At 56.3% G+C, this 11998-nt stretch carries 12 protein-coding genes; 4 read left to right on the forward strand and 8 right to left on the reverse strand.

What is annotated here, in order from left to right; genetic code table 11:
• Window position 1: 1 nt before the first annotated feature.
• The 8 genes from panF to acuI form a co-directional block, all read right to left on the reverse strand.
• Window positions 2–1453, reverse strand: coding sequence for a sodium/pantothenate symporter (gene panF, locus AB6V08_RS00075; protein ID WP_368540963.1), 1452 nt, complete (start codon window positions 1451–1453; stop codon window positions 2–4).
• Window positions 1443–1685: a YhdT family protein gene (locus tag AB6V08_RS00080; protein WP_119936766.1), complete on the reverse strand. Its 243-nt coding sequence runs from the start codon at window positions 1683–1685 to the stop codon at window positions 1443–1445. Before AB6V08_RS00080 ends, panF begins: the two co-directional genes overlap by 11 nt.
• Window positions 1686–1793: 108 nt before the next feature.
• Complete coding sequence (gene accC / locus AB6V08_RS00085; protein ID WP_334405006.1) at window positions 1794–3143, reverse strand: acetyl-CoA carboxylase biotin carboxylase subunit; 1350 nt, start codon at window positions 3141–3143, stop codon at window positions 1794–1796.
• Between the two features lie 10 nt (window positions 3144–3153).
• Complete coding sequence (accB, locus tag AB6V08_RS00090; protein WP_368540626.1) at window positions 3154–3615, reverse strand: acetyl-CoA carboxylase biotin carboxyl carrier protein; 462 nt, start codon at window positions 3613–3615, stop codon at window positions 3154–3156.
• 21 nt (window positions 3616–3636) lie between these two features.
• Window positions 3637–4089: a type II 3-dehydroquinate dehydratase gene (gene aroQ / locus AB6V08_RS00095; protein WP_014072003.1), complete on the reverse strand. Its 453-nt coding sequence runs from the start codon at window positions 4087–4089 to the stop codon at window positions 3637–3639.
• Between the two features lie 234 nt (window positions 4090–4323).
• Window positions 4324–4923 (reverse strand): protein-methionine-sulfoxide reductase heme-binding subunit MsrQ, encoded by a 600-nt coding sequence (msrQ, locus tag AB6V08_RS00100; RefSeq protein ID WP_368540627.1) that lies wholly within the window; start codon window positions 4921–4923, stop codon window positions 4324–4326.
• Window positions 4923–5924: a protein-methionine-sulfoxide reductase catalytic subunit MsrP gene (msrP, locus tag AB6V08_RS00105; RefSeq protein WP_368540628.1), complete on the reverse strand. Its 1002-nt coding sequence runs from the start codon at window positions 5922–5924 to the stop codon at window positions 4923–4925. The genes msrQ and msrP overlap by 1 nt, the downstream gene beginning before the upstream one ends.
• 77 nt (window positions 5925–6001) lie before the next feature.
• Window positions 6002–6976: an acrylyl-CoA reductase (NADPH) gene (gene acuI, locus AB6V08_RS00110; RefSeq protein WP_368540630.1), complete on the reverse strand. Its 975-nt coding sequence runs from the start codon at window positions 6974–6976 to the stop codon at window positions 6002–6004.
• Between the two features lie 183 nt (window positions 6977–7159).
• Here acuI and csrD point away from each other — a divergent pair, with 183 nt between their 5' ends.
• The 4 genes from csrD (at window position 7160) to mreD (ending at window position 11992) form a co-directional block, all read left to right on the forward strand.
• Window positions 7160–9100: an RNase E specificity factor CsrD gene (gene csrD / locus AB6V08_RS00115; protein WP_368540631.1), complete on the forward strand. Its 1941-nt coding sequence runs from the start codon at window positions 7160–7162 to the stop codon at window positions 9098–9100.
• A 281-nt stretch (window positions 9101–9381) separates the two neighbouring features.
• Complete coding sequence (gene mreB, locus AB6V08_RS00120) at window positions 9382–10425, forward strand: rod shape-determining protein MreB (protein WP_000913396.1); 1044 nt, start codon at window positions 9382–9384, stop codon at window positions 10423–10425.
• Window positions 10426–10487: 62 nt separating this feature from the next.
• Window positions 10488–11504 carry a rod shape-determining protein MreC gene (mreC, locus tag AB6V08_RS00125; RefSeq protein WP_033146767.1) on the forward strand — a complete coding sequence of 339 codons (1017 nt, stop codon included), beginning with the start codon at window positions 10488–10490 and terminating at the stop codon, window positions 11502–11504.
• Window positions 11504–11992 (forward strand): rod shape-determining protein MreD, encoded by a 489-nt coding sequence (mreD, locus tag AB6V08_RS00130; RefSeq protein ID WP_003860402.1) that lies wholly within the window; start codon window positions 11504–11506, stop codon window positions 11990–11992. The genes mreC and mreD overlap by 1 nt, the downstream gene beginning before the upstream one ends.
• The last annotated feature ends 6 nt before the right edge of the window (window positions 11993–11998 follow it).

Here is an 11998-nt window from a genome sequence, read left to right on the forward strand (position 1 = left end):
TTTATTTATCAGTAGAAATAACAGCGGGCTGCTGGACGGGCTGACCAAACCGGTTCCCGACCACAAATGCCAGCAAGCTTATCAGTAACGAAGGCACAATCGGATGGAAGCCCAGGTACTGTATTTTAAACGTCGCGAGAACGGCATACAGCACGCCGCCGACAATCATTGCGCTGAGCGCGCCTGCGGCATTCGCCCGCTCCCAGTACAGCCCCAGCACCAGCGGCCACAGGAAGACGGCTTCAAGACCGCCAAAGGCCAGCAGGTTGAGCCAGATGATCATCTCCGGCGGACGCCAGGCGGCCAGCAGGAGCAACGCGCCCAGCACCAGGGTAATCACCGCAGACATGCGCTTCAGGCGCCGCTCGTTTTCCACCTGCTCGGGGCGCAGGTTCAGGTACAGATCTTTAATGATCGTAGCGGAACTTTGCAGCAGCTGAGCGTTGATTGTCGACATAATTGCCGCCATTGGCGCGGCGAGGAATATCCCGGCAGCAAACGGCGGCAGCACTTTGACCATCAGGGTTGGGATCACCAGATCCGGCACCGTCAGGTCGGGGATCACCGCCCGCCCCAGCGCACCCGCCAGGTGCATACCAAACATCAGGATCGCCACCACGATAGTGCCGATAATAATGCCTCGGTGAACGGCCTTGCTGTCTTTATACGAGATGCAGCGCACCGCGGTATGCGGCAGGCCAATCACGCCAAAGCACACCAGCACCCAGAACGAGGTCATAAAGGTAGGCGACAGGATATCGTCAGCGCCCTGCGGCGAAACCAGTTTTGGGTCGATCGCTTCGAGGGTTTCCACTGCATGGCTGAGGCCGCCCGCGGCGTGAACAATGCCCACCAGCAGGACGATGGTCCCGATGAGCATCACCATGCCCTGCATCGTGTCGTTCAGCACGCTGGCGCGGAATCCACCAAAGGCCGTGTAGAGCGCAATGCTCACGCCAAAGATAAGCAGCCCCGTTTCGTAGGGAATGCCGGCCGCCGTTTCCAGCAGGCGCGCCCCGCCGATGAACTGCACCGTCATGGCGCCAATAAAGGCCACTAGCAGGCTCAGGCTTGCCAGCCACACCAGCAGGCGGCTCTGATAGCGCGCAAACAGCATGTCGTTCAGCGTCACGGCATTGTAGCGGCGGGCGAGAATGGCGAACTTTTTGCCCAGGATACCCAGCGAAAGCCAGACGGCGGGAAGCTGGATCATCGCCAGCAGCACCCATCCCAGCCCGTATTTATAGGCCGCGCCCGGCCCGCCGATAAACGAGCTGGCGCTGATGTAGGTGGCGGTCAGGGTCATCGCCAGCACAACGCCGCCCATCGAGCGGCTGCCGAGGAAATACTCGTTCAGGAAGGTGCCGGTTGTCCTTTTACGCATGGCATAAACGGAAAGGCCAAACACCACGAACAGGTAAGCGATCAGGGGCAGAATGACTTCAAGCTGCATCATCGTCCTCCAGCGGAATATCGCGATAGATAAACTTCACCATCGCCCAGCACAGCACAATAAACACCAGCGGCACCAAAAGGCAGGCCATTTCAAACCAGTGCGGCAGGCCGGTAATGCCAATCGCGGAATCAGGTAAGTAAGCAGTTACTAACCATGCAGCCAGATAGAGAAGGGTCAGCCACAGCGCCCAGCGCGCTTCTTTATGGGCCTGAACAAAACGCTTGTCCATTTTTAGTCCCTTGTGGATGAAGAAAGCGGGGATTGTACATGATGGGGCGTTGCATACCCCAGAAATAAAAAAGGCCGGATTATCCGGCCTTTTCGCGTCAACGCAACCTTACTTCTCTTGCAGGCCGAGTTTCTTCTCGAGGTAGTGGATGTTGGTTCCACCGTTCTGGAAGTGCTCGTCGCTCATGATGCGCATCTGCAGATCAACGTTGGTTTTGATACCGTCGATGATCAGCTCCTGCAGGGCGTTCTTCATGCGGGCAATCGCCACGTCGCGGTTTTCGCCGTAGCAAATCAGCTTACCGATCATTGAGTCATAGTACGGCGGTACGGTGTAACCGGCGTAGATATGAGACTCCCAGCGCACGCCAAAACCACCCGGCGCGTGGAAACGCGTGATTTTACCCGGGCTTGGCAGGAAGGTGTTCGGGTCTTCGGCGTTGATACGGCACTCGACCGCATGGCCTTTCACCACAACTTCTTCCTGTTTGATGGACAGCGGCTGGCCGGCTGCGATACGCAGCTGCTCTTTGATCAGGTCAACGCCGGTGATCATTTCGGTAACCGGGTGTTCTACCTGAATACGGGTGTTCATTTCGATGAAATAGAACTCGCCGTTTTCGAACAGGAATTCGAACGTACCCGCACCGCGATAGCCGATATCCACGCACGCTTTGGAGCAGCGCTCGCCGATGTAGCGACGCAGTTCCGGGGTAATGCCCGGTGCTGGTGCTTCTTCGACCACTTTCTGGTGACGACGCTGCATGGAGCAGTCACGTTCTGCCAGATAGATAGCGTTACCCTGACCGTCAGCCAGCACCTGAATTTCGATGTGGCGTGGGTTTTCCAGGTATTTTTCCATGTACACCATGTCATTGCTGAAAGCCGCTTTCGCTTCAGCTTTGGTCATGGAGATGGATTGAGCCAGCTCGGCGTCGCTGCGCACAACGCGCATACCGCGACCGCCGCCGCCGCCGGACGCTTTGATGATAACCGGGTAGCCAATGCGTTTAGCATGTGCGCGGTTAGCATCCATGTCGTCGGTCAGCGGGCCGTCAGAACCTGGAACGGTTGGAACACCGGCTTTTTTCATCGCAGTGATCGCAGACACTTTGTCGCCCATGAGGCGAATGGTGTCGGCTTTCGGGCCGATGAAGATGAAGCCAGAGCGCTCTACCTGCTCAGCAAAGTTGGCGTTCTCAGAGAGGAAGCCATAACCCGGGTGAATAGCCACCGCGCCAGTGATCTCAGCGGCGCTGATGATTGCCGGGATATTCAGATAGCTTTTTACGGATGGAGCCGGTCCGATACAGACAGTCTCATCCGCCAGCAATACGTGTTTTAAATCGCGATCCGCGCTTGAGTGCACCGCGACGGTCTTGATGCCCAGTTCTTTACAGGCACGAAGAATACGCAGAGCAATCTCGCCGCGGTTGGCGATAACAATTTTATCCAGCATGTTCGCCTCGTTACTCGATGACGACCAGCGGCTCGTCAAATTCAACCGGCTGACCACTTTCGACCAGAATCGCTTTCACAGTACCTGATTTGTCTGCTTCGATTTGGTTCATCATTTTCATCGCTTCAACGATGCACAGGGTATCGCCTGCGTTGACTTTCTGACCGACTTCGATGAACGCTTTCGCGTCCGGGCTCGGGGTGCGGTAGAAAGTACCAACCATTGGGGAACGTACGATGTGACCACTGATTTCTGCAGCTGCTGCAGGTGCGGCTTCTGCTGCTGGTGCAACGGCAGCGGCAAGCGCTGGCTGCTGCACTGGGGCAGCGTAAGCTTGCTGCATTACCGGGAAGCTAGCGGCTGGGGCTGCACGGCTGATGCGTACAGACTCTTCGCCTTCAGAAATTTCCAGTTCGGAGATGCCTGATTCTTCAACCAGCTCGATCAGTTTTTTAATCTTACGAATATCCATGAGTGGGTTCCGTACTCTTGTTTAGTGTGATTGTGACAGGCGTTTTACCGCTGTCTGTAAAGCGTATGAATAACCGTCTGCACCAAGCCCGCAGATAACGCCAGCGGCGATATCTGACAGGTACGAATGGTGACGGAACGGCTCCCGCGCATGTACGTTGCTCAGGTGGATCTCGATAAACGGGATGCTCACCGCGAGCAGGGCGTCACGAATAGCAACGCTGGTGTGCGTAAACGCGGCCGGATTGATCAGGATATAGTCCACGTTGTCTTTAGCCTGATGAATACGGTCGATGATTGCGTACTCCGCATTTGACTGAAAATGATCCAAATCCACATTCAGCGAGGCTGCTTCCGTACCAAGACGGTTAACAATTTCGCTCAATGTCAGCGTGCCGTACTTCTCTGGCTCACGGGTGCCGAGCATGTTTAAGTTCGGTCCGTTCAAAACTAAGATCTGGAACTTGTCAGCCATTGTGCTGCTATCTCCTGCGATTCTCCGGTAAAAAACAAAATATACCTTCGATGCGCGATTGTCACCTTTTCAGAGGCCTAAAACCCCTGTCAGGAAAACCAAAGTCGCACATTATAACGATTTCGTAGCATTTGGCAGCTAAATACTGGTCTTATCAGGGAAGATTATCAACCGCAAACCGTAAAAGAGCCGCGGTTGATAAGTAATCTGCGGGAAAACGCACAGTTTCGCGAACTATCTAAACCACTGGCGGAACTTCTTGTAACGCCACGCTAAAAGCACCGCGGCAAGCAGCGCGTAGACGACTGGCTGCGGGGATAAAATCTTCACTGACCACAGGTAATGTATCGGTGCGAGGATCGCGACAAGATAAACGAAGTTGTGCAAGAGTTGCCATCGCCTGCCCAGTTTCCGCTGCGCGTACTGCGTCGAGGTCAGGGTCAGGGCCAGTAAAATCACCCAGCTTACAATCCCGAGCGTCAGATAAGGCCGAGAAACCAGCTCGCTGCCCAGCAATGCCAGATTGTTAATACCCAGCTCAAGCAGCGCATAGCTGGTGAGATGCAGCGTTGCCCAGGCAAAACACCATAGCCCTAAAAGGCGGCGGGTACGTATCAATAATGGCTGTTTAGCGTAGCGCGCCAGGGGCGACACCAGCAAGGTTGCCAGTAAAAATTTCAGAGCCATCCTACCCGTAAAGTGCTGAATATCTTTTGCCGGATCGGCGCTGAAGTAACCCTGGCTGGCCGCCCAGAACAGCCAGATAAAAGGAAGCAGCCCGGCCAGGTGCAAAATCACCTTCAGCCAGGTTATCTGTTTTGCCGTTAAGCGCACTAGAAGTTCTCCCGCAAATTCAGGCCGCGATAGAGCGAAGCGACTTCGTCCGCGTAGCCGTTAAACAGCAGCGTTGGCTGGCGCTTCACGTCCAGCGCGCCGCCGGATCCGATAAACCGCTCCGTCGCCTGCGACCAGCGGGGATGATCCACGTGCGGGTTAACGTTGGCAAAAAAGCCGTATTCATCCGGTGCCGCCAGGTTCCAGGTTGTCGGCGGACGCTCGCGGGTGAGCTTAATGCTGACGATGGATTTAATCCCCTTAAAGCCATATTTCCACGGCACGGTTAAGCGGATCGGCGCGCCGTTCTGCGGAGGTAGCGCTTTGCCGTAAACGCCGACGGTGAGCAGGGTCAGGGGATGCATCGCTTCGTCGAGGCGCAATCCTTCGACGTAAGGATACTGCAGCCCGCCGCCGATAAACCTGTCCTTCTGTCCGGGCATCTGTTCCGGCGAATAGAGCGTCTGGAAGGAGACATATTTGGCGTTGCTGGTGGGCTCAACCAGCGCCAGCAGCTTGTGCAGCGGGAAGCCAATCCACGGAACGACCATCGACCAGGCTTCGACGCAGCGCATCCGGTAGATACGCTCTTCCAGCGGGAAGCGGGTGGTGAGGTCGTGATGATCCAGGGTCAGCGGTTTTGCCACTTCGCCGTCGATTTTCAGCGTCCAGGGATCGGTTTTCATTCCTCCCGCGTTGGCGGCCGGGTCGGCTTTATCGAGGCCAAATTCGTAGAAGTTATTGTATCCGGTAACTTTATCTTCCGGCGTCAGGGTCAGCTTGTTCTGCCATTCGGCGGGTTTAGTAAAGGTGAGCGGGGCGCCTGACGGGGCTTTCGGGCGATCGTTGCCCTTGAACCAGTCGAGCAGATCGGCATGAGCCGCCGGGGTGAGCGTCAGGGCTGTGGCGCTGATGCCAAGCATTTTCAGGATCTGGCGGCGCTGTAACATAAAGACAGATTCGGACGTTACGTCGGCTTCCGTCAGTTTTCTGGTTTTCATGGCATCCTCCGTCATGCGTTTTTCTAAGCATGACGGAGGAGAGGGTTTAGCGCGAATATGTCACGAAAATTTGAAGATTAGGCGATTTTCACCAGCGCGCGACCGTGGAACGCGTTGTCCATGATCTTGTTGGCATATTCCGGCGCCTGGCCGAGGCTGATTTCCGTGGCGCTCTGGGTATAGAACGACGCCGGCAGGTCGCGAGAAAGACGCTCCCAGGCCTGGGCGCGGCGTTCTGCCGGGGTCATCACCGAGTCAACGCCCTGCAGACGCACGTTGCGCAGGATAAACGGCATTACCGTGGTTGGCAGGGCGAAGCCACCCGCCAGGCCGCAGGCCGCCACGCAGCCGCCGTAGTTCATCTGCGCCAGCACTTTGGCGAGGACTTTGTCGCCGACGGTATCTACGGCGCCTGCCCAGACCTGTTTTTCCAGCGGGCGGGTTTCCGCGAACTCGTCGCGACCCAGAATGCGGTTGGCGCCGAGCTGGCGCAGGTAGTCATGCGTGCTTTCGCGGCCAGACACGGCGGCCACCTGATAGCCCAGCTTATGCAGCAGGGCTACCGCCGTGCTGCCCACGCCGCCGCTTGCGCCCGTCACCACGATTTCACCTGATTCAGGACGGATCCCCGCATCTTCCAGCGCCATCACGCAGAGCATGGCTGTAAAGCCCGCGGTGCCGACGATCATCGCTTTGCGACCGTCCAGACCTTTTGGCATCGGCACCAGCCAGTCGCCCTTGACGCGCGCCTGGGAGGCCAGGCCGCCCCAGTGGTTTTCACCTACGCCCCAGCCGGTGAGCAGCACCTGCTGCCCGGCGTGGAAGCGCGGATCTTCGCTGGTATGCACGCGACCCGCGAAGTCGATACCTGGCACCATCGGGAAGTTTCGGATGATTTTACCTTTGCCGGTGATCGCCAGAGCGTCTTTGTAGTTGAGGCTGGACCAGTCGATGTCTACGGTGACGTCGCCCTCCGGCAGACGGCTCTCTTCAATGGTTTGCACCGAGGCCAGCGTCTTGCCGTCCTGCTGTTCTAAGATCAAAGCCTGCATATAAGGTTCCTTAGGACTCAGATGATTGGAAAAAAATTTCTGAAGACTATACTCGCTGAATGAAACACAGTGCCGATTTAACGCAATAAATTGCCAGATACACCAGGTTTGGTAGTATGCCGCATCTGAAATGCAAGTTAGCGCTTACTCGCTACCCCATCAACCCACGGAGTAATCTCAAGGATGCGATTAACGACGAAATTCTCAGCTTTTATCACCTTGCTGACGGGGCTAACCATCTTTGTCACTCTGATTGGCTGTTCCCTGAGTTTTTATAACGCGATTCAGGACAAGCTGGTCAACCGGGTAGAGTCGGTGGCGTCGGTCATTGATACCCGCCTGGTCACGACCTCTTTCCCGACGCTCCAGAACGAGCTGGATGAACTGATGGTACCCGTCGATATCGTGCGTATCGACATTCTCCAGGGGAAAAAGACCGTTTTTAGCCACGCGCGACAGGGAAGCTATCGTCCCGCCGGCACGGTGAATCAGTACCGGGAAGTGGCGGTACACTCGCTGAAGCATCCGGGCATGACCATCCACCTGGTCTATCAGGATCCGATGGCCAGCTATTTCCATTCCCTCTTGACCACCGCGCCGCTGACCCTTTCCGTTGCCTTTATCGTGCTGCTGATTTTTCTCGCCGTGCGCTGGCAGCGCCGCCAGCTCTCCGGGCAGGAGCTGCTGGAGAACCGTTCGGTGCGCATTCTGAACGGCGAGCGCGGCCCGCAGGTGCGGGGTTCGGTCTACGAATGGCCAACGCGCACCAGCAGCGCGCTGGACGTGCTGCTCTCCGAAATCCAGTTCGCCAGCGATCAGCGCAGCCGCATGGATACGCTGATCCGCTCCTACGCCGCCCAGGACAACAAAACCGGGCTGAACAACCGCCTCTTCTTTGATAATCAGCTGGCGACCCTGCTGGACGACCCTGAAAAAGTCGGCACTCACGGGGTGGTGATGATGATCCGCCTGCCTGACTTTGACCTGCTGCGGGACACCTGGGGATTGCGCGTGGCGGAAGAGAATCTCTTCACGCTGATCAATCTGCTCTCGACCTTTATTATGCGCTACCCGGGCTCGCTGCTCGCGCGCTATCACCGCAGCGATTTTGCGGTTCTGCTGCCGCACCGCACGCTGAAAGAATCTGAAAGCATCGCCAGCCAGCTGCTGAAGGCGGTTGATGCGCTGCCGCAGAGCAAAATGCTCGACCGGGACGACATGGTTCACATTGGTATCTGCGCCTGGCGCGGCGGCCAGGCCACCGAACAGGTGATGGAGCACGCCGAGGCCGCGACCCGCAATGCGGTGTTGCAGGGGGCGAACGGCTGGGCGGTTTACGATGATTCTCTGCCGGAAAAAGGGCGCGGCAACGTGCGCTGGCGAACCCTGATTGAGCAAATGCTGAGTCGCGGCGGGCCGCGTATTTATCAAAAGCCCGCGGTATTACGCAACGGGCATGTTCACCACCGCGAGCTGATGTGCCGTATTTTCGACGGCACCGAAGAGGTGATTTCGGCGGAATATCTGCCGATGGTGCTGCAATTTGGTTTGTCAGAAGAGTATGACCGTCAGCAAATTACCCGCGTCATTCCTTTCTTATCGTTCTGGCCTGAAGAAAATCTGGCATTACAGGTCACCGTGGAGTCGTTAATTCGCCCCCGTTTCCAGCGCTGGCTGCGCGATTTATTAATGCAATGCGAAAAATCGCAACGTAAGCGCATTATTTTTGAACTTGCAGAGGCGGATGTAGGTCAACACATCAGTCGGTTACGTCCGGTGGTGCGTTTAATTAACGCCCTCGGCGCGCGCGTTGCGGTAACGCAGGCGGGCCTGACGCTGGTCAGCACCAGCTGGATCAAGGAGCTGGATGTCGAATTACTGAAGCTCCATCCAGGGCTGGTCAGAGATATTGATAAACGCACGGAAAACCAGCTGCTGGTACAGAGCCTGGTGGAAGCGTGCAAGGGAACACAAACACAGGTATTTGCCGCTGGCGTGCGTTCGCGAAGCGAATGGCAGATGTTGACGGAGCGCGGTGTTGCGGGCGGTCAGGGGGATTTCTTTGCCTCTTCACAGCCGCTTGACACCAATGTGAAAAAATATTTGCAAAGATACTCTGTTTGACCTGCCGTTTAATTTGTTTTCACGTAGAATATCGCGCCTGTAGCTTTGAGTACGTCGAGCAAAAAGCCAGTGAACGACCTTTATCGGGTTACAAATGTACGTGAGGGACACAACTGTTTACTCAGCCCTGAGGGACTCAGGGGACGAATTTGTAACAAAGGAAACGTACTGCACTAATTTTCACCGTAGCAGACGATTTTTGCGCCTTGTCGCTGCTGCGTGTGGTTGGTAAAGTAAGCGGATTTTGTTTTCCGCCCCAGCTTTCAGGATTATCCCTTAGTATGTTGAAAAAATTTCGTGGCATGTTTTCCAATGACCTGTCCATTGACCTGGGTACCGCGAATACCCTTATTTATGTAAAAGGACAAGGCATCGTATTGAATGAGCCTTCCGTTGTGGCCATTCGTCAGGATCGTGCCGGCTCGCCAAAAAGCGTGGCCGCTGTCGGTCATGATGCGAAGCAGATGCTGGGTCGTACCCCAGGCAACATCGCCGCGATCCGCCCAATGAAAGACGGTGTTATTGCTGACTTCTTCGTGACTGAAAAAATGCTTCAGCACTTCATCAAACAGGTTCACAGCAATAGCTTCATGCGCCCAAGCCCGCGCGTGCTGGTGTGTGTGCCGGTGGGTGCAACGCAGGTAGAACGTCGTGCAATCCGTGAATCCGCTCAGGGCGCCGGTGCGCGTGAAGTATTCCTGATTGAAGAGCCAATGGCGGCGGCAATCGGTGCGGGTCTGCCTGTATCAGAAGCGACCGGTTCTATGGTCGTGGATATCGGTGGTGGTACCACCGAAGTGGCCGTTATCTCCCTGAACGGTGTGGTGTACTCCTCTTCCGTGCGTATCGGTGGTGACCGCTTCGACGAAGCCATCATTAATTACGTTCGCCGTAACTACGGCTCTCTGATCGGTGAAGCTACCGCAGAGCGTATCAAGCACGAAATCGGTTCTGCATACCCGGGTGACGAAGTTCGTGAAATCGAAGTTCGTGGTCGTAACCTGGCAGAAGGCGTTCCGCGCGGCTTTACCCTGAACTCCAACGAAATCCTGGAAGCGCTGCAAGAGCCGCTGACCGGTATCGTGAGCGCGGTAATGGTTGCTCTGGAACAGTGCCCACCAGAACTGGCGTCCGATATCTCCGAGCGCGGTATGGTTCTGACCGGTGGTGGTGCGCTGCTGCGTAACCTCGACCGCCTGTTAATGGAAGAGACAGGAATTCCTGTCGTAGTTGCAGAAGATCCACTGACTTGCGTAGCCCGTGGCGGCGGCAAGGCGCTGGAAATGATCGACATGCACGGCGGCGACTTGTTCAGCGAAGAGTAGTCGGCTGTGAAAGGGTAGCAATTCGCTACCCTTTCTCTCTGACGCGAGAATACGCATAGCCTATGAAGCCAATTTTTAGCCGTGGCCCCTCGCTACAGTTTCGCCTGATCCTGGCGGTTCTGGTAGCGCTTGGTGTCATTATTGCCGATAGCCGCCTCGGTACGTTCAGCCAAATCAGAACGTACATGGATACCGCCGTCAGTCCTTTCTACTTTGTATCAAATGGTCCCCGTGAACTACTCGACTCCGTTTCTCAAACGCTGTCTTCGCGCGACCAGCTCGAACTTGAAAACCGGGCGTTACGTCAGGAACTGCTGCTGAAAAACAGCGAGCTGCTGATGCTTGGGCAATACAAGCAGGAAAACGCGCGTCTGCGTGAACTGCTTGGCTCGCCGCTGCGTCAGGATGAGCAGAAGATGGTGACTCAGGTCATCTCGACGGTGAACGATCCTTACAGCGATCAGGTGGTGATCGACAAAGGCAGCGTAAACGGTGTTTACGAAGGCCAGCCTGTGATCAGCGATAAAGGCGTTGTCGGCCAGGTTGTGGCGGTTGCCAAACTGACCAGCCGCGTGCTGCTGATCTGTGATGCGACCCATGCGCTGCCGATTCAGGTACTGCGTAACGACATCCGCGTGATTGCGGCCGGTAACGGCTGTACGGACGATCTGCAGCTGGAACATCTGCCTGCCAACACGGATATCCGCGTGGGCGACGTGCTGGTGACTTCCGGTCTTGGCGGGCGTTTCCCGGAGGGCTACCCGGTTGCGGTTGTCTCTTCCGTGAAGCTTGATACGCAGCGTGCTTACACCGTGATTCAGGCTCGTCCAACCGCGGGTTTACAGCGTCTGCGCTACCTGCTGCTGCTGTGGGGCGCCGATCGTAACGGCAGTAACCCTATGACCCCGGAAGAAGTGCATCGCGTGGCGAACGAACGTCTGATGCAGATGATGCCGCAGGTGCTGCCGCCTGCCGATTCGATGGGGCCGCCTGCGCCCGTACCTGCGCCTGCTACGGGCTTAACGCAGCCGCTCCCGGATGCGCCGCCACCGCCTAAGCTCTCGTCAGGAGGGCAGTAGTGGCAAGTTACCGTAGCCAGGGACGCTGGGTTATCTGGCTCTCGTTTCTCGTAGCGCTGTTGCTGCAAATCATGCCCTGGCCGGACGACATTCTCGTCTTCCGGCCAAACTGGGTGCTGCTCATTTTACTCTACTGGATCCTTGCCCTGCCGCACCGCGTAAATGTTGGCACAGGTTTTGTGATGGGTGCCATACTGGATCTCATTAGTGGCTCTACGCTTGGCGTTCGCGCCTTATCCATGAGCATTATCGCGTACCTCGTCGCACTTAAATTCCAGCTCTTTCGAAACCTCGCGCTCTGGCAACAGGCGCTGGTGGTGATGTTGTTGTCACTTGCTGCGGATATCGTTGTTTTCTGGGCAGAGTTTTTAGTGATCAATGTCTCTTTCCGACCGGAAGTGTTCTGGAGTAGTGTAGTGAACGGTGTGCTCTGGCCGTGGCTGTTCCTGCTGATGCGTAAAATCCGCCAGCAGTTTGCCGTGCAATAAAAGGTT

Source organism: Enterobacter soli (genome assembly GCF_964208575.1).
In the GTDB taxonomy this organism is placed as follows: domain Bacteria; phylum Pseudomonadota; class Gammaproteobacteria; order Enterobacterales; family Enterobacteriaceae; genus Enterobacter; species Enterobacter soli_A.